The following is a 17882-nucleotide window of genomic DNA, read 5'->3' as shown; positions in this document are numbered from 1 at the left end:
TTATTTCTCGGTAATATTACCTTCCGCGTCACGCACAACTTGCATTCCTTTAACTGGGATATAACCAAGGTCTACAACATAAGTGTCTTGAATTTCGTCAGACAACATGTAGTCGAGGAAAGCCTTCACTACTTCATTCGGATCACCGCTCGTGTACATATGTTCATAAGCCCACACCGGATACGTACCAGATTCGATATTCTCTACGGTAGCTTCTATCCCGTTATATTTAATGGCCGTGATACTATCATCGAGGTAGGACAGTGCAAGGTATCCGATTGCCCCTGGAGTTTCCGTAATGATTTTCTTAACTGTACCGGAAGAATCTTCTTGAATAGCTCCTTGTAAATCAGGTGCACTTTGACCTAGAGCATATTTTTCAAAGGTAGCACGAGTTCCTGAACTTGCTGGGCGGTTAACGATAACGATTTTTTGATCTGCTCCGCCAACTTCCTTCCAGTTCGTGATTTTACCAGTGAAAATATCAACCAATTGTTCTTGAGTCAGGTCAGTAACACCTACCTCTTTATTCGCTACAGCAGACATTCCTACAACAGCCACTTGATGGTCAACCAAAGTTTTCGCTTGATCTGCATCTAATTTTTCTTCTGCAAACACATCCGAATTACCGATATCTGCTTGTTTATCTGCAACTTGAGTAAGTCCTGTTCCACTACCGCCGCCTTGGACTTGAACGGTAATGTCTTCATTTCCTTCCACTTCCATAAAATCTTGTCCAGCTTGATCAACCAACGGTTGAAGTGCTGAAGATCCAACAGCAAGAATCGAACCACTTAATTTTGTTCCTGTATTATCTGTATTTCCAGAACCAGTCGAATCAGAGCCAGAACCGCAAGCGGCTAGTACGACAGTCATTGCGAGTGTTGTCACTAGTAAAGGAAATTTCTTTGCTTTCTTGAACATGTTAGGTTGTCCTCCCCCAAATTGTGTGTGGCGTTTATTTGTTTACCACGTTTGACTATGTTTTTATTGTAAAACCAGTGCATCAATATAAAATTTATGTTTTGTAAACTTGTTATTAAATATGTATATATTTTATCTATGGGTTGATATAATTAATCTATATCAGAAAGATCGAACAGCGTGTATTTACCAGAGGTTTTCCTCTTTCATCGTTTTCTATCCCTTTTAGCTACCGTGTATGTAAAATGAATGAAGCAGAAGTGAGGTACCACTCCATGAATATAAATGTAATCAAGTTTCAGATCCTCGTTCTCATTGATCGCTACAATAAAGTAACGGATGTCGCTAGAGAACTTCAAATGAAGCAGCCAACGGTTTCTTTCCATATGAAAAGCTTAGAGAAGGACATGGGCGTCCCCATATACATTGCTCAGCAAGGAAGAATGATGTTAACCGAGGCAGGAAAGGCGATCCTCCCTCATGCCAAACAAATTCTTGCACTTACCGATACGGTTAAACGAACAGTTCAGCAATTCAGTTCGCTTGGACAAGGAGATGTTCTCATCCATACCGATTCACTCGCCGCTGAAAATGTTTTGCCTGAGGTGATGAGTCGTTTCGCTTCAGAGTATCCAGGAATTACAGTGAGAAGCAGCTTAATTGGAGATTCGTCTGGAGAAGGAAATGTAGAAGATTCTTTTCTACTTGCACGTACCGAAAAACAGCCCCTCTCTCAGGAACCGGAATCGAGTGATTATGTATTATTGAAGCAAGATCAGCTCGTGCTTGTATCAGCAAAGGATCATCCTCTGTTAATGAGCGATTCTGTAAAGCCCAGTGATCTCTCTCAAATCTTATTCGTTGACTATGAAAGCCAAGGATTACTTGATAAATACACAGAACAATTTACGGAACAAACCAATATTCACTTATGGAAAAGGATATCTGCGGCTACACCGCAAGCAGCGCTGAAGACCGTCTCTTTAGGGAATGCGTTTACCTTTTTACCTGCGAGTATGCTCTCCTTTACCTCAGTCCATATCAGCTCGATGCCGATTCCAGGTTTGGAAAAACAAGATACTAGACTTTGCACCTATTTATATAGAAGAAAAGATTTATCACCAGCTGCTTCTGCATTTTGGAACTTCATTACATCCTGATGCACCCATCCCACTTGCGGTTCATATATATGACCATAGGCTATGAACCAATATTCGAAAATGGGAGTTGATTGTTTTGTCTTTTTCCACCTTTCCTATACCTGCTCCACTGACACCTGGTCAGGGAGGAAGTGCTCCGCTCCAATCTTTATTAGGATCCATAAATATCGGGAGTTTAACGGCTACACCGGGTGCAACGCAGGCCGTTCCTGCTAACCTTCTCGGGTCGCTGCCTTCCCCGCCATACCAAGCTTTACAGCATTATCAAATGCTAACTTCTAATCCAGCGCAGGCCCAAACGCTTGTAGCACAATCCGGTCAGCAAACGGGACCCGGCGGATCACCTTGGCAGATACCGGGCGGAGGTGGTTTTCCTGGCGGGTTTCCTGGTGGCGGACCGGGTGGCGGGCCAGGCGGTGGGCCAGGCGGTGGGCCAGGTGGTGAACCAGGCGGTGGACCAGGTGGTGGACCAGGCGGTGGGTTCCCCGGATTTCCAGGTGGAGGGCCTTTTGGTCCCTTAAGTCCGGCTCCAGGAATGGGCGGCCTTTCGAATCCCGGCAATATCCTCGGGAATATTTTGCCCGGTCTTGGTGGACCTAGGGAGGAAGATAACGAGGCGGAACTTACCGAATCGGAATCAGAATCTCAGCTTTCCGATTATCGTAGTGCACGTTTCCCTTGGTCGCTCCCATTCTGTACAAATCGCTGGGCCGTTATCATTACAGGCCCTAACCCTTTTAATCTGACTGTTCGTTTAGGGGTTGTACTCTTCACTAATCCGGCGGTAACTGTGTTCCTGCAAACGCAGCCCTATCCGATCATTCAAGCATTTCCTACATGGCAAATTTTATATATTCAGTGCTTCTAATCATTACAAAAAACCTTACCTCCATACGGGAGACAAGGTTTTTATTCTTATTACTCTATTCTAATTACTTTATACTGATTACTTTATTCTTACTTCAATACAACTGTACTATACGGAGGAAGGCTTATTGTACCGTTCTGGAGACTAGCTTGATCATCCGTCTGATGCAGTATTGCAGAGAAATGAGGCTCTTTTTCAGACAAACTTACTTCTTTCGCTTCACTAGATAGATTATGAACAACCAGCACTTGCTCACTTGCCGTGGCTCTTATATAAGAAAGAACTTGATCATCCTCTACAGAATAATCTTCTACCGCACCATCTCGCAATGCTGCTATTCCTGTTCTCCACTCAATTACATTACGGTACAAGGATAAAAGCGATGACGGGTCTGTAAGCTGCGCCTCTACATTCACAGCATCATCATCCTGATTATGTTTTGCCTGCTCCCAAGTCGTTTGTCCCTTGCTGCCGCTGCTGTTTTTACTCCACAGCATAGGCTCCCTAATTTCTTCATCTGGTTTTGAGCCCTTCATCCCAATCTCTTCTCCGTAATATATGAATGGATTACCCGGCAGCGTCAGCAAGATCGCTGCGGCCATACGTGCATGATCTTTATTCCCGCTAAGCTGACTCATCACACGGTTCTGATCATGGTTGGCAAGGAAGATCGCATCCACAAATTGACCTTGTGATTTCTCGGCGAAAAGCTCATAGTTGCGGTTCCATTGAATCAAGAAACCGCCGTTTTGCTCACTGCTTACTGTGCGAATAATTTGATCGGCAAGTCCAAAGTTAAAACCGGAATCAAATGCATTTTCTAAATAAGGGGCAATAGATACCGGGGAATTCTCCCATACTTCCCCTACAATATAAGCATCTTCTTTCACTTCGTTCATCGCCGCTCTAAATTCCTGCCACCATGCTACATTTTTGGCAGTCGTTTCGGGACTGCGATCACTCTGTAAATCCTCGTAGATGTGTTTTGCTGCATCCAGACGGAATCCATCAAAACCTTGTTCAAGCCAAAACTTTCCGATCTTCTTCATCTCTTCTCGAACGGCCTCCAGATCAAAGTTCAGATCCGGCATACCGCTCCAGAAGGTTCCAAGATAATGATTTCCATTCTTCTCATGCCATGCCGGGCCGCTGCCCGCAGCACTAAGTCCAGATGGATCTATATTCAGATCTTCTTCCCATTTATACCAAGCACGATGTGTATTGTCTAAAGATGAAGCGGATTCCACAAACCAAGGATGTTCTGTGCTCGTATGGTTAACGACCAGATCCATGATGACTTTCATCCCGCGCTTGTGTGCTTCTTCTAATAGATGCTGTAAATCTTCCATTGTGCCATATTCAGGATTAACCTCGTAGTAGTCCGTGACATCATATCCGTGATAACTTGGCGAGGGGTTAATGGGCATAAGCCATATTCCCTCTACTCCAAGATCGTCGCCACCGGGTTTCCCATCATTTAAATAATCCAGCTTCTCTGTAATGCCGTTCAAATCTCCAATGCCATCGCCATCTGAGTCATAAAAAGATCGAACAAAGATTTCATAATATACCCGGCCCGGCTGTTCATCGATAACAGCTGTAGAATCCGAAGCGGGAGAAGCAGGTAGATCGGCCTGCTCCTGAGCATCAGTGCTGTCCCTATTGTCGCCCTTTTCACTGCAGGCGGCTGTAAAGCACAGAGAGCATATTAATATGCTGGCACTCATCCATTTTTTCCAAGCGAACTTATCCTTAAGAATAGGTATCACCCTTTCGTAGCGCCTGCTGTCAGCCCATCAACGAGGAAGCGCTGCAAGAACATATAGAGAAGTGTGATGGGTACGGCTACGAGAACAGAACCCGCAGCAAATAAAGTGAATTCCGTACTGGAGTAACTATTTACGAGTTCATAAAGTCCAACAGCAAGTGTCCAGTTTTCGCGTGACCGAAGAATAAGCCTTGCAAAAATAAAGTCCACCCATGCACCGCTGAAAGTCATGAGTGAGATATACGTGATAATGGGTCTTGAGAGCGGCAAAATAATACTTACAAAGATTCGCATATGACTTGCTCCGTCGAGCAAAGCCGACTCTTCGAGCGCTCTGGGAATGGTATCAAAGAATCCTTTGGCTACGAACATTCCGAGTGCCGCACCAGAAGTGTACACCAGAATCAGCGCGAGCGGCGAATCAAGCAGGTTCATCTGCAGCAACATAACATAAACGGCAATCATGCTCATAAATCCAGGGAACATCCCTAGAATAAGAATGACAGACATCGCAGTCTTACGTCCCTTAAAACGGAAACGAGACATGGCATATGCCGTGAGTACTTGAATAATCGTTCCAAGTATCATGCTTGTAACTGCAATCTTCAACGTATTTCCGTACCACTTCAGGAAGGGAATATCTTTATCAGCTTTCGGCATAAAAAGGTCTATATAATGCTGTATAGTGAACTTTTCAGGAATAATAGTCTCACTATATAACGAGTCCCCTACCTTAAAGGAAGACATTACAATCCACAAAGCGGGATAAATACATACAATCGCGATGAGTATCAGCAAAATATAACTGAAGGTAAGCTTAATCCGTTTTTTTCTTTTCATTGAATCATATCCTCCTCTTTAAACGAACGGCTTCTACGGTAGTTGTAGATTGAGAACGAGGCAATGATTAAGAAAATAAGAATTCCGATCGCAGAGGCGAAGTTATATCTTTGATTATCCAGTGTAAGTTTGTATAGCCAAGTAACGAGCAGGTCCGTACTTCCGGCAAATGCATAATCCCCATTCGCGGGTGCACCGCCTGTAAGCAGGAAGATTACGTTAAAGTTATTGATGTTCCCAGCAAACTGCATAATCAGAATCGGCGCAGTCTGGAACAGAACGAATGGCATCGTGATGTTGCGGAATTTTTGGAATCCAGAAGCCCCGTCTACTTCAGCAGCTTCATATAAATCTTTTGGAATGGCCGTTAATACCCCGAGCACTAGAATCATAGATACAGGAATCCCGATCCACATGTTAACGAGAATAACGGTCACCTTCGCCATAAACGGATCATTAAGCCATGGAACTTGCCCGAGCCCCAGCATACCGAGATACTGATTAATAGGCCCAAACTGGGAGTTGAGAATATTTTTCATAATAAGTAAAGAGATAAATTGCGGTATTGCATAAGGAAGAATAAAGATCGTACGCCACATCGTTTTGAAGCGAATCCCATGCTGCTGAATTAGGAGTGCAACCAGTATACCGCCAAAATAAGTAGTCACTGTAGCTACGACAGCCCATATAATCGTCCAGGTCAAAACACCATAGAACGTTTTACTCCAGGCTTTCAGGGTAAAGAGGCTCTTGAATGTCTCAAATCCAACCCAGTCTACCAGGTTCTTTGGCGGAATATGATCCGGCGCAGAGTAATTGGTAAAGGCCATTAGAATCATGAACATAATCGGAAGAATGGTAAAAAAGAGTACGCCAATGGTTGGCAGTGAAAGCAGCAGATAAGGAAAACCTTTATCAAGGAGATGCCTTGTCGTATCTCGGAAAGAAGGTGCTTCTTTCCCTTCATCCCGAAGCTGACCAACTGCCCGGGCATCCCGTATGTTACCAATATAGAATAATACGAAAAGCACGATATAGATTAAGGCAGCAAGTCCGTAAATCATCATAAAAATCGAATGGTCCCCAGGGACGTTCTGATAGAGTCTTCCTACCTTCTCCATTCGAGAAGGGGTATCACCCAGTGTTACAAGTCCCCATAGGTTCGCTCCGAACTGTGCAATGATAAGATAAATACTGATGACCTCAGCAAGCATGAAAATGACACCTTTCACCCACTGACGGTGATAGAATTGTCCAAGTCCCATAAACAATGCTGAAAGTATGGTCCCATTACGGGCATGGCTTGCTCCGGCAGATTGCGGTTTGCCGGTTGACATCATGGTGGGGGATTGTCCTTTGCTCATCGTATGCTCCCAGCCTTTCCTTCCGCAAAATGGTGATGAACCACCTCCGGAGTTTTTAAGTTCCGTCGGTGGTTTCTTTTTATCTGCTAGCTATTTCGATCCATTTCAAAATTTATTAAAACGATAAATTTGTAACTGCTTAAGATCCGGTCTGAATGTTACTCTTCATTTGTTCTACAACGTTATCCATCACTGCTTTAGGGTCCTTACCGTTATTCCATAAGTCGGACAGTGCGGCTTCCATTGGGGACCATAACTGAGCCATTGCAGGAATGGAAGGCATCGGAATTGAGTTTTCAAACTGAGCAAGGAAGGCCGAAGCGATCTCGTCATTTTTCACAGCATCACTTCCTGCTGCTTCTGTATTTGACGGAAGTGCCCCTGTCATTTCAAAGTTCTTCATTTGGTTTTCTGCATTGGTAATAAAATCAGCAAACAGTTTTGCTGCATTAGGATACTTTGTATACGCATTTACAAAATAACTCTTCACACCAGAGAAAGGTTTCATAGGATCGCCATTAGGAAGAGCAGGATATACCCCTACACCCAGATTCGTAACGCCTTCTTTCAGAGAACCGACATCCCAAGGACCACTGATATTCATGGCGAGTTTACCCGAAGTAAATAAGGATTTACGAATATCTCCATTAATGTCGGAAGATTTAAGCGGCATTAGCTCTTTTAGTGACTGAAGGAAAGCAGCTGCTTCTACGCCTTGTTCACTATTCAGACCGATATCGGTTGGGTCCGTACCATCATTACCGAAGACATAAGCACCGTATCCCCCGAAGAAAGGATAAGAACTATAACCGTTCCCTACATCCCACATAATCGCGAACTTATTGGCTTTCGTATCGTTAAAAGTAGCTGCAAACTCTTTAATCTCATCCCAATTAGCAGGAACGGCATCAATCAAATCTTTATTGTAAAATACAGCCGTTGTCTCTACAGACTTCGGATATCCATATAGAATATCTTCATAAGTTAAAGCATTTACAGCGAGTTCGCTGTTTCTTGCTCGGATATCTTCTTCAAACCAGTCGTTCGGCATAATAACACCCGCGGTTACTCCTTGCCCTATCTGATCATGTACACCAGCAAATATGTCAGCACCAACACCCGCAGGTCCATCCGTAACCATCTGTGTCATCGCTTTATCTGCACCAAGTTCTGTGTAAGATACTTTGACTCCATACTTCTCTTCAAAAGCAGCGGCTGCCTGTTCTACAAACCCCTTCTGATCTCCGCCGTCCCAAATCGTAAGCATCGCACCTTCTTCCGGTGTAAGTTCTTCGACTTCAGCAGGTGGTGCTTCGTTATCTGGGGTTGTTCCCGATTCTCCTGTATTGTTAGAAGCATCGCTGCCTCCACTACCGCATGCTGCAAGCAAAACCGTCATTGCAAGTGAGAGTGACATGAAACTGAACTTTTTCCCTTTTTTCATTAGAAATCATCCCTTCCCCTTTTTTTTGCTGCGCATACACCTTCTTTCGTCACTGTATGAACACAGCAACAAAAGCTCACTGAACCTATCCGAATCCGGCAGAGATCCTCTGTTTATTTACTGCCTTTCAGAAATCAGAATCAAAGAATCAAAGATGTCCTCCGTTGTGCAAACGTTTGTCTTGATTCGTAAATTTCTGCTTTCATCGGATAAGTCATCAGCGTATGTATCCAAAAATCATATAAATATTGGTAGGTAAGCGCTTTATTATCAAATTAATCATAACCGACAAAACCATTTTGTTAAAACGTTTGCATAGTTCAAATTCCTCCATATTCCATCATTCAACCAAGTTAATCCATTATTTACTTCTGTTTACAATGTCTATCGTTTGTTTTCTCTGTTTTTTCAATGAAATAGGGATAAGATAAGGGTTTTCTTGCTAAAAAAATATAAAAATAATTTCATTTTCTGTTAAAAGGATGCCACAATGGTTATAAACTTAAAAAAATCTCCATTTACAAACCGGTAAATAATGGATTACCATATCGATACAAAGCAAACGGTTTCATTAAGGAGTGAAAAGAAGTGGCGGTAACAATCAAAGACGTAGCAAAACTGGCGGGTGTATCTCCTTCCACTGTATCCCGTGTGCTTTCCGGCCACCCTCGTATCAGTCAGAAAACAGCTAGTAAAGTACGCGATATTATGCAGGAACTTGGCTACCATCCAAATATAATGGCAAAAAGTCTTGTATCCAAAACAACCAAGAGTATTGGGGTGATCTTGCCCAAACCGGCTGAAGAGCTGTTCCTCAATACCTTTTTTATGGAACTGATTCGGGGAATTGTCACCCAGGCGAATCGATCAGGGTATGATATTGTCATCAGTTCAGGTGCGAACGAACAAGAAGAAGTCGAAGCTGTCCAAAGACTGGTATATGGCGGGCGGGTAGATGGAGCAATCTTGCTCTATTCCAGGCAGAATGACCCTGTTGTTGAATTTTTGTATCAAGAGAATTTTCCATTTGTACTGGTTGGAAGAACAGAACAATTTCCCGATCTTTTATCTGTTGATACGGATAATATACAAGCAGCCTATGATGCTACACGTCATCTGATTTCGTTCGGGCATAAACGAATCGGTTTTGTGAGCGGACCCAAAAATTTAATGGTATCTAAAGACCGATTACAGGGCTATCATCTAGCCATGAAAGAAGCAGGACTAGCCGTGAAAGCAGATTGGATTGTGGAAGATGATTTCTTACAGGAGAGCGGATACCGAGCCATGTCCTTCTTTATGAATTTACCCGAACGACCTACCGCGCTTGTTGTCATTGATGATGTAGTCAGCTTCGGAGTCCTTCGCGGTTTGAATGAGCTTGGATTCAAGGTCCCTTCTGATCTATGTATTGTCAGCTTTAATAACAATCCCTTGTCCGAATTGTACAGCCCGCCGCTAAGCAGTGTAGATATTGGTATCTATCATCTAGGATATGTTGCTTCACAAGCACTCATTCAGGCCATACAAGATGAGGATAAGTCCTTGTTCAATAAACGTCATATCATTCCCCATCGGCTAATGGTAAGAGAATCGTCCATGCATCATCTCTCTTAAGAGGACCGTATAGGCTCTTTTCTACTCATCACATACTCATATAAAAACAGCACAGTACCCGCGGTCTTCATAGACAGCGGGTACTTCGTTTTCTACTCTTCCTCATCTGACGACCCCTTCTGATCGAGCACTTTGTTTTTAATCAGTGTGATAAATTCAAGCTTCATGCTCTGCAGAGCATCTTCTTCGGGCATGGGAATATATTTGCTTAAGAGCCGCATATCAGATTCAAACATATCAAGCAGCTTTTCCATGGCAGCCGGATCCCCTTGCTGCACTTCATAAACAAGTCTCAGGAACTCATTCTCTCCGATAGACTCTGGATTGTTTTTCTTCTCCATTTGTTCACCGCCTGCTGACTAATATTCAGTTCTTTTGCAATCTCTGCTTCACTTTGGTCTTCCAAATAAAATAAACGAATGACTTTTTGTCCCGTATCCGAGGGAATGAGTCCGAGAATATACTCGATGAATAGTTTTGATTCGATCTCTTGTTCAGGAGATAAAGCCGAGATTAACAGCAGCTCTGTTTTGAGCGGAAGCTCTCTTTGGCGTTCGGCACGAACACGATACTGAAGACGCCATGCAATTCGTTTGAGCTCTTTTTGATAATAGTGGACGGAACTGCTCATAACTAACACCTCTTTTTTTGTAATTATAGGAACATTTGTTCCCTATTTGATGTTATTATAATCGCTCCGCCTTTTTCTTCCAAGTCCCAATTTAAAAAGTAGTTATTCCTGCTCTTTCTTCTCTAGGTCTTTCGACTTAAACAAAGGAATTAGAAATAATTTACATTTTGTAAGAAATAGTTTACATTGAGTACTAGAGGTGGTCTTGTTGTTAAACAATAAATTAGTAGTCTATCGAGCGGAAAAAGGATGGACGCAAGAACAACTTGCAACGAAGGTGGGTGTTAGTAGACAAACGATCGCAACTCTTGAGAAAAATAAATACAATCCTTCTCTAATTCTTGCTTTTAAAATAGCGAATGCTCTTGAGAAACCACTTACCGATGTTTTTGATTATAGAGAGGAGCAATAACTATGTTGTGGGTAAAATTGTTATTTGTTGTTTTGATCATCATTAGCCAAATGTATCTATTAAGGTTCCAATCAAGCGCAGAGGGAAAAGACGAGAGAGGCAAGGAGATTCAATATAAATCAAATAGTATGTTGTTCCATTTTTTATATTTAGGTATGATCGCTCTCATTGTTCTTCATTTAATTGACGTCATTCCAACAAAAATAGTACCCGATCTATTGTTATATCTCACGGTTTCATTGAGTGTATTTGGCAGCATTTTCGTTTATATCAATAAGAACAAGCAAAACTACTAAATTGGGTCAGTGACCTCACTTTTTTTATTTTTTTTAAAAATCAGGTTGTATTTTCACTCTCCTCAACTCCTATATTAGTGAGCCACAAAAAATGAGAGTAGAACGAGGAGGAATAATATGAGCTGCAAACAAGAAAATTTGGCTGTTGAAACACTGATGGTACCGGGGAACATTAATATTGATATTGCCTCCGCCAAAGCGGGCGACGAGCGCAGATTAATGCTTAGTGACAACCCAGAGACACTGACACAAGAGATTTTGACAGAGCCGTTTTCGACACTATGGCATGATGTGGTGGTGACTTCCAAACGGTCAATGAAACACCGCATCTTTGGATGGCACTACAATCGTACAGGTGCTCCGGTACGCATTGGCGTTACGATTGAAAACAAGGATGAGGAGCAAATCGAGGTTCGTCATATCGAAAGAGATCTGAAGCTAAGTCCCTCCACAGGTCACTGGATTATTGATGTCGGTCAATGTCTTGCGAAGTCATGTGTAGGCGGCACTCTCGATCGCATTAAGCCCGTAGACCCTTATAAATTTGGCAGAGGAGTTGCGCTTATTGAGGAGTTCATAGTTGAAGATGACGTGCTTGCAGGGTTTATCTACGAATTCACGGTAGAACACGCGAGCGGCAAAGGCGGACAGAATTACGAGATACGAACCGTAGTCTCCAAAGTAGAAGATAAAGATCTTCGCGAGATTACGTCCGCTCCGATCCCACCTCGGCCTGCCCCCCAAGCCCACCCTCGCGGCAGCTGGACTTTTTCTGAAACAGACGCAACTACCCCTCTATATCGTGTTGGACAAAGCGCTAACTACCGTACCTGTGCGGGCACGAAGCTAACGGGAGAACTGCCAGCCGACCTGCTCTTCACTGCGGACAGCAGCACGCTGCCGGCATCCATGACCAATCGGGGACAATTCGGAGCCATCTATCAAGTAAATATTCCGATTCTGAATGAGACGAACCAGGATGCTGTAATTCGTATTCGGGTGAACCCGCGCGGTGGAGCATTTGCCGGGGCAGCACTCATTGATGGTAAAACCTACGGTATACCCCTTCTTCGTAATAACACACAGGCCAGTCCCATTGCCGATGTCACTGTTCCGCCAGGCGCAAGCTCCTACTCCTTCAAATATATGACGGCGGGCAGCGCAAGTACACCGCTTGGCATATATGTAACGACCCTGACGTAAAACGACTTAGTAACTTAGAACTTTTATATTCATCATCTTTCTTACCTGTGTAGAATACTAGACTTCCCCCGTTATCCGCCCCAATCTAAAAAAGCCTTGCCCCGCCGAATCACTCGGACAGAGGGCAAGGCTTTAATCAACTCTAGCAATAATCAAAATCAGTTATCCATTAGGATGCGGGAATGATCAATTTTTGGCCTACTTGCAGTGTATATACATCGCTAATCTGGTTTGCTTTTACAATCGTTTTCCAATCAACACCATATTTTAAGCCAATACGGTAGAGGTTATCCCCTTTTTTCACCACATGTACTTTGTCTTTGCTTGCTTCCGGTTTGGACGGCTTCTCCGGCTTAGACGGTTGTACTGGGGTCGCTGGTTTTTCCGGTGTTGGTGTTGGTGTCGGCGTTGGCGTTGGCGTTGGTGCTGGATTCGGTTCTGGTGCTGGTGCAGCCGCTTTATCACTTGCCAGATTCAATGCATATTTACCAAATCCATCTTTTCCTTCACCAAGATACGTCATCACTTTACTCAGCTCTGGATCGGATTCCACTAATTTTTTCGCTTCTGTTGCTGTGTTAAAAATAACTTCCGGGTTTCCGCTTACTGCTGCGAAGGACCAGTTTCCATCGGCAGATGGATTAATCGTTTTGTTCTCGGTAATGTAATCAATGATGACTTGGCGGCTCTCATCGGGAGCAGCAAGGACAATTCGCTTTCCATCTGGATTCGCAAGTTTGGAAGATCCGGCACGGTAGTTATTTGTTGCTACGATAAATTTCTTCTGCAAGTCGATTGCTTTCCCTTCAAACTGAAGGTTCTTGATGCGGCTCGCTGAAGCATTCACTACATTTCCTTTGGCATCATATTTACTCGGCTGAGTTACATCAATCTCGTAGGTTACGCCGTCAATAACGTCGAAGTTATACGTCGGAAAATCAAGATTAACCAGCTCTTGTTCCCCTGACTTATTCGGATCAATCTGATTGAACTGTCCTGCAGACCATTCGAGCCATTCTTTAATCTCTGCTCCGTTTACTTCAACGGCATGAAGTGTATTTGGGTACACATAGAGATCGGCTACATTCTTTATCGCAATCGTTCCAGTAGGAATATCGGTGTAGTAATCTGCTCCCATACGGCCGCCTGCTTTAAAAGGCGCACCTGCAGACAAAACCGGAGTACCTTCATATTTAGTGCCTTTCAGTTTGTTTTCGATATACCATTTCTGTGCATTCGTTACAATCTGAATGGAAGGGTCATCTTGAACAAGCGCAAAATAGCTCGTGATCGGCGCCGTTGTCGTTCCTACCGGCCCGCGTACATAATCCACTGTCGCTTTATGCTCATCCGATATAGCAGCTACGATCTCTTTATCTGCTTCGACAAATGCCTTTTTGTTTGCTGCATCGTAAATTGGGCTTGATACGGATTTGGAATCTACTACTTTCCATTTTCCATTTGCCTGCTCCAGCTGTAAATCAATAACCCCAAGGTTATCTCCCCAAGCACCAGGTTCTACAGCGGCAACACCATTAATCGTCCCTTTTTCAAGATTTACGCCCTTTTGATCTGCAAATGCACTTCCCGGGAAAATCTTATGGGCATGTCCGAACAAAATGGCATCAATACCATCCACTTCACTCAGCGGAAGAACTGCATTCTCTGCCATATCTGCCGGCGGATTCTGATCATAACCGGTATGAGCAAGGGCCACGATCAGATCTGCCCCTTTTGCTTTCATTTCAGGTACAAACTTCGCCGCTGTCTTTACAATGTCTTTCGCAATAACTTTACCCGTAAGGGAAGAACTGTCCCACTGCATGATCTGCGGAGTAACAAGTCCAATCACGCCTATTTTCAATGTATGTTCCTTACCCGATTCATCTTTTACTTTCTTCTCCATAATTTCATAAGGTTTAAAATAGTTCACGTCGTTGCTTTCATCCTGATCGCCGTCATCTTTATAAATATTGGCATTCACATAAGGAAATTCAGCGCCTTTCAGCGTTTGATTCAAGAAATCAAGACCATAGTTGAACTCATGGTTCCCAAGCGTTGCTGCATCATAATCCAGCAGATTCATCGCTTTATATACAGGATGGACCTCAGCACCCTTTAGCGGCTTCACTTTGGCTACATAATCACCGAGCGGATTGCCTTGAATAAGATCACCATTATCAAACAAAAGACTATTGGTCGCTTCACTCCGAGCTTTTTTAATAAGAGTAGCGGTTCTTGCCAAACCATACGTTTCAATTTCCTGATCACTGTAGTAATCATAATCGAGCAGATTCACGTGGATATCCGTTGTCTCCAGAATACGAAGTTTTACTTTGGCTGCATCTGCAGCAGAGACAGGTTGTCCTGGGATGGCGAATAATTGAAACAGTAGAGCAGCGGTAGTCAGACCTGCTAATAATGGTTTACGTGATCTCAAAAGAACCCCTCCAAATTTTCATTCCAATACTACTGGAAATAATATACTTCTGACAGATATTCTAAACTATTTATTACTGGTATAAAAGTGTAATTTTAACTAAAATAACAACTCTGAGGGAGGCTTTTTATACAAAAAAGAAAGAAGAACGATCTATGCGATCGCCCTTCCTTCTCTTCTGACATCAGGCTGTAAAGGTCATGTGATACTTATGCTTCCCATACCTGTTTTTCTTGCCCTTGTCCTGTATATTCAATCCGGTTTGGGGTAATATCCAAAATGACATAGTTCGGATCTTCCGGTCCGCTAAACCATTTACTAAACTCATCATTCCACAGTTTCTTACGCAGACTTTCGTCCTTCGTTACACTTGCGGTTCCTTCAATCTCAAGGATGTCTTTGGTGCCTCCGGCTTCATAACCCATCAGCAGGCTCACATTCGGGTTATCCTCCAGTTCCTCCACCTTATGAGTGCAGCGGTTTGTTGCCATATGAATATTTAGACCATCATTAAAAACAGCCATGTATCTTAGTTTCGGTTTTCCTCCCTCTACGGTAGCCAAGGAACCAAAATGATTATTTTCTATGTCCGCTATAATTGCACGTTCAAGATCTGTTTTACTCATTGTATTTGTCTCCTTTCAAGAGCGAAGTTTGTAATTATAGTAAAAATAACTGTTACTATAGTGTACCCGTCTCTCGAAAGTTGAACCGTATTTTACCCTTGCACTGCGGTACAGGTAATGATCTCTCTGCCCCCCATATAAGGGCGAAGCGCCTTCGGAATATAGATGCTGCCATCCTCCAGCTGATGATTCTCCAGCAGCGGTATTAGAATTCTTGGCGAGGCTGCTGCTGTATTGTTCAGCGTATGCACGTATTTTAATTGCCCATCCTGATCCCGGTAACGAATGTTCGAACGCCGTGCTTGAAAGTCATGTAAGTTCGACGACGAATGGGTTTCCCCATAAGCTTGCCTGCTTGGCATCCAGGTCTCAATATCATATTGTTTGTACGTTTTCTGCGACATGTCCCCCGTACAGACAGCCATGACTCGGTATGGCAGCTCTAGCGCCTCTAGCAGCTGTTCGGCATAACTTGTAATCTCCTGATGAACTCTCTCCGACACCTCGTCATTTGCTTCGGTTAGAACCACCATTTCCACTTTAGCAAACTGATGAACACGGTATAGTCCTCTGACATCCCGTCCGGCCGACCCCACCTCGCTGCGGAAGCTCGTCGATACCGCAGCCAGGCGAATCGGCTCTGTTACATCGACCACTTCCCCTGCGTAATACGAGATCAGCGGAACTTCCGAAGTGCCGACAAGGAACTTATCCTCTTCCTCGAGCGCATAGGTCTGATCGCGTCCGGTAGGAAAGAAACCGGTATTGATGAGAGCCTCTTCGCGTACCATAATCGGTACATCCATCGGCATAAATCCGTGCTTCATCACGATATCCAGTGCCAGCTGCTGAACGGCTCGGTGTAGTAATACGCCGTCTCCTTTTAAATAATAACTTCTCGAACCGCTGACTTTCACGCCGCGAGGGACATCAAACAGATCATGCAGTTCCCCTAGCTGGATATGATCCTTGATGACAAAATCCCTTACTGTTACTTCACCTACTTGGCGCACAAGTACATTATCTTCATCCGACTTCCCAATTGGGGTGTCCTTCGAGACGATATTTGGAACGAATAGCATCTGCCTTTCATACTCTTTCTCCGTCTCAGACAATTCCTTGTCCCATTGTTCAATACTGCCGCCAAGCTCCCTAATCTCGCCCCTTAGCTGCTCTGCTTCTTCTTTTCTTCCTTCTTTCATAAGCTGACCGACTTTTTGCGATCCTTTATTTCGCTGCCCGCGCAGTTTCTCTACTTTAGTTATGAGTTCTCTTCTTCTATCATCCGTGTCTATAAGCTCTTTTATCGAAAGGCTCATATTCTTCAGTCTTGCAGCTTCCTCCACCTCGTTTGCATGCTCTCGTATCCAGTTTATATCCAGCACACCGCTCACATCCCTGTCGTTATTTTTATAAAAAAAGACAAAGAGCGCCCTCATCCCTGGGGACGAGGAGCGCTCGATATGCTCGCGGTGCCACCCAATTTATTGAAATGAACACGGCTCTGTGTACATTTCAATCACTTTGGTTCCGCGATAACGGGCGGTGCCGATTAACTTAGGGAAAGTCCATCTTCCCTTAACGAAAATACCTCCGAGTTGGAATCTCTTCACTGGCATTGTAACCGATTTTCAGTTGGCATAATTATAATGTAGCTTTCCCCGATTCGCAACCTCTTTATTCCTTCGATGTGAACCAATTAATGAAGTGCACTCGCAGATACCTTATAGTTACTGTTTGTACCGTCTATACTTATCATCGACACAGTATAAATACCACTTCTCAGAGTATGTTCATCTTCTAGGGAAGAAATTGTTTCAAGATAGGATTTGCCTTCCGCCACTTTTCCGGACCTAATAATACGCTGATCTTGGTCAATTAAAGTCCAATTAAAAGCAGCTCCTTCTGTATTTTCAACGTTAAATCTTAAATCGTATCCTTGAACATAAGTAAATGTAGTCTTACGTTCACCATTAGAAAATGTGCCTGTCTCATCTGTTAATAGAGTTAGCGGAGCTATTGAACCTTCATCAAATTCAACATCTGATGAGTCAGATCGTTCAATAAGTTGTTCTACAGACTCTGAGAATAATGGTAGTGTAGACCCTGAAAGTAAGATAAGAGAAAGTGCCACTGCAATAAACACTTTTTTATCAATCACGTAAACAGCTCCCATGTTTATATTTGAATAAACGAACGAAATTTCAATATCCTATAAATACATATTATAACAAAAATTATAATTTTGGAATTTATGTTTTCTCTATCTATTAGCCTAGACGTTACCCC

At 43.3% G+C, this 17882-nt stretch carries 17 protein-coding genes; 6 read left to right on the top strand and 11 right to left on the bottom strand.

What is annotated here, in order from left to right; genetic code table 11:
• Complete coding sequence (locus tag QPK24_RS02030) at positions 1 to 924, bottom strand: phosphate ABC transporter substrate-binding protein PstS family protein (protein ID WP_285745735.1); 924 nt, start codon at positions 922 to 924, stop codon at positions 1 to 3.
• A 275-nt stretch (positions 925 to 1199) separates the two neighbouring features.
• On the opposite strand from QPK24_RS02030, the gene QPK24_RS02025 reads away from it, so the two are divergent.
• On the top strand, positions 1200 to 2084 hold the full coding sequence (locus QPK24_RS02025; RefSeq protein WP_285745734.1) for a LysR family transcriptional regulator: 885 nt from the start codon (positions 1200 to 1202) through the stop codon (positions 2082 to 2084).
• Between the two features lie 76 nt (positions 2085 to 2160).
• Positions 2161 to 2952 (top strand): hypothetical protein, encoded by a 792-nt coding sequence (locus tag QPK24_RS02020; protein ID WP_285745733.1) that lies wholly within the window; start codon positions 2161 to 2163, stop codon positions 2950 to 2952.
• Positions 2953 to 3041: 89 nt separating this feature from the next.
• Here QPK24_RS02020 and QPK24_RS02015 read toward each other — a convergent pair whose 3' ends face one another.
• The 4 genes from QPK24_RS02015 to QPK24_RS02000 form a co-directional block, all read right to left on the bottom strand.
• Positions 3042 to 4721 (bottom strand): alpha-amylase family glycosyl hydrolase, encoded by a 1680-nt coding sequence (locus QPK24_RS02015; RefSeq protein ID WP_285745732.1) that lies wholly within the window; start codon positions 4719 to 4721, stop codon positions 3042 to 3044.
• Positions 4718 to 5560, bottom strand: a complete 843-nt coding sequence (locus QPK24_RS02010) for a sugar ABC transporter permease (protein ID WP_160036011.1) — start codon at positions 5558 to 5560, stop codon at positions 4718 to 4720. The genes QPK24_RS02015 and QPK24_RS02010 overlap by 4 nt, the downstream gene beginning before the upstream one ends.
• Positions 5557 to 6897 (bottom strand): carbohydrate ABC transporter permease, encoded by a 1341-nt coding sequence (locus QPK24_RS02005; RefSeq protein WP_285749025.1) that lies wholly within the window; start codon positions 6895 to 6897, stop codon positions 5557 to 5559. Before QPK24_RS02005 ends, QPK24_RS02010 begins: the two co-directional genes overlap by 4 nt.
• Positions 6898 to 7063: 166 nt before the next feature.
• On the bottom strand, positions 7064 to 8368 hold the full coding sequence (locus tag QPK24_RS02000) for a sugar ABC transporter substrate-binding protein (RefSeq protein WP_285745730.1): 1305 nt from the start codon (positions 8366 to 8368) through the stop codon (positions 7064 to 7066).
• A gap of 588 nt (positions 8369 to 8956) precedes the next feature.
• Here QPK24_RS02000 and QPK24_RS01995 point away from each other — a divergent pair.
• On the top strand, positions 8957 to 9985 hold the full coding sequence (locus QPK24_RS01995) for a LacI family DNA-binding transcriptional regulator (protein ID WP_285745728.1): 1029 nt from the start codon (positions 8957 to 8959) through the stop codon (positions 9983 to 9985).
• 92 nt (positions 9986 to 10077) lie between these two features.
• Here QPK24_RS01995 and QPK24_RS01990 read toward each other — a convergent pair whose 3' ends face one another.
• Both QPK24_RS01990 and QPK24_RS01985 read right to left on the bottom strand, forming a co-directional pair.
• Positions 10078 to 10326, bottom strand: coding sequence for a helix-turn-helix domain-containing protein (locus QPK24_RS01990; protein ID WP_285745726.1), 249 nt, complete (start codon positions 10324 to 10326; stop codon positions 10078 to 10080).
• Entirely contained in the window at positions 10278 to 10616 is a 339-nt protein-coding gene (locus QPK24_RS01985) for an RNA polymerase sigma factor (protein WP_160036003.1), read from the bottom strand. Before QPK24_RS01985 ends, QPK24_RS01990 begins: the two co-directional genes overlap by 49 nt.
• Positions 10617 to 10824: 208 nt before the next feature.
• Here QPK24_RS01985 and QPK24_RS01980 point away from each other — a divergent pair, with 208 nt between their 5' ends.
• The 3 genes from QPK24_RS01980 (at position 10825) to QPK24_RS01970 (ending at position 12527) form a co-directional block, all read left to right on the top strand.
• Complete coding sequence (locus QPK24_RS01980) at positions 10825 to 11028, top strand: helix-turn-helix transcriptional regulator (RefSeq protein ID WP_285745724.1); 204 nt, start codon at positions 10825 to 10827, stop codon at positions 11026 to 11028.
• A 2-nt stretch (positions 11029 to 11030) separates the two neighbouring features.
• A complete protein-coding gene (locus tag QPK24_RS01975) occupies positions 11031 to 11324 on the top strand; it encodes a hypothetical protein (protein ID WP_285745722.1) in 294 nt (97 codons plus the stop codon).
• 117 nt (positions 11325 to 11441) lie between these two features.
• A complete protein-coding gene (locus QPK24_RS01970) occupies positions 11442 to 12527 on the top strand; it encodes a hypothetical protein (RefSeq protein ID WP_285745720.1) in 1086 nt (361 codons plus the stop codon).
• Positions 12528 to 12696: 169 nt separating this feature from the next.
• Here QPK24_RS01970 and QPK24_RS01965 read toward each other — a convergent pair whose 3' ends face one another.
• The 4 genes from QPK24_RS01965 to QPK24_RS01950 all read right to left on the bottom strand — a co-directional run bounded on the left by QPK24_RS01965 (position 12697) and on the right by QPK24_RS01950 (position 17754).
• Positions 12697 to 14967, bottom strand: coding sequence for a bifunctional 2',3'-cyclic-nucleotide 2'-phosphodiesterase/3'-nucleotidase (locus tag QPK24_RS01965; RefSeq protein WP_407082946.1), 2271 nt, complete (start codon positions 14965 to 14967; stop codon positions 12697 to 12699).
• A 209-nt stretch (positions 14968 to 15176) separates the two neighbouring features.
• Positions 15177 to 15593, bottom strand: a complete 417-nt coding sequence (locus QPK24_RS01960; protein WP_285745718.1) for a pyridoxamine 5'-phosphate oxidase family protein — start codon at positions 15591 to 15593, stop codon at positions 15177 to 15179.
• Between the two features lie 92 nt (positions 15594 to 15685).
• Positions 15686 to 16978, bottom strand: a complete 1293-nt coding sequence (serS, locus tag QPK24_RS01955; RefSeq protein WP_285745716.1) for a serine--tRNA ligase — start codon at positions 16976 to 16978, stop codon at positions 15686 to 15688.
• Between the two features lie 314 nt (positions 16979 to 17292).
• Positions 17293 to 17754 (bottom strand): hypothetical protein, encoded by a 462-nt coding sequence (locus QPK24_RS01950; protein WP_285745715.1) that lies wholly within the window; start codon positions 17752 to 17754, stop codon positions 17293 to 17295.
• Positions 17755 to 17882: the final 128 nt, after the last annotated feature.

Origin of the sequence: Paenibacillus polygoni (assembly GCF_030263935.1) — a bacterium.
Lineage (GTDB): Bacteria > Bacillota > Bacilli > Paenibacillales > Paenibacillaceae > Paenibacillus > Paenibacillus polygoni.
Note: the sequence above shows the minus strand (reverse complement) of the source record. Positions and strands in the feature narration are given on the sequence as shown.

Excerpts from the sequence above, each read along its gene's own strand:
- QPK24_RS02005 (WP_285749025.1), bottom strand. The coding sequence starts at position 6,897 with ATGTCAACCGGCAAACCGCAATCTGCCGGAGCAAGCCATGCCCGTAAT.
- QPK24_RS02000 (WP_285745730.1), bottom strand. The coding sequence starts at position 8,368 with ATGAAAAAAGGGAAAAAGTTCAGTTTCATGTCACTCTCACTTGCAATG.
- QPK24_RS01970 (WP_285745720.1), top strand. The coding sequence starts at position 11,442 with ATGAGCTGCAAACAAGAAAATTTGGCTGTTGAAACACTGATGGTACCG.
- QPK24_RS02025 (WP_285745734.1), top strand. The coding sequence starts at position 1,200 with ATGAATATAAATGTAATCAAGTTTCAGATCCTCGTTCTCATTGATCGC.
- QPK24_RS01990 (WP_285745726.1), bottom strand. The coding sequence starts at position 10,326 with ATGGAGAAGAAAAACAATCCAGAGTCTATCGGAGAGAATGAGTTCCTG.
- QPK24_RS01985 (WP_160036003.1), bottom strand. The coding sequence starts at position 10,616 with ATGAGCAGTTCCGTCCACTATTATCAAAAAGAGCTCAAACGAATTGCA.
- QPK24_RS02010 (WP_160036011.1), bottom strand. The coding sequence starts at position 5,560 with ATGAAAAGAAAAAAACGGATTAAGCTTACCTTCAGTTATATTTTGCTG.
- QPK24_RS02030 (WP_285745735.1), bottom strand. The coding sequence starts at position 924 with ATGTTCAAGAAAGCAAAGAAATTTCCTTTACTAGTGACAACACTCGCA.
- QPK24_RS01960 (WP_285745718.1), bottom strand. The coding sequence starts at position 15,593 with ATGAGTAAAACAGATCTTGAACGTGCAATTATAGCGGACATAGAAAAT.
- QPK24_RS01975 (WP_285745722.1), top strand. The coding sequence starts at position 11,031 with ATGTTGTGGGTAAAATTGTTATTTGTTGTTTTGATCATCATTAGCCAA.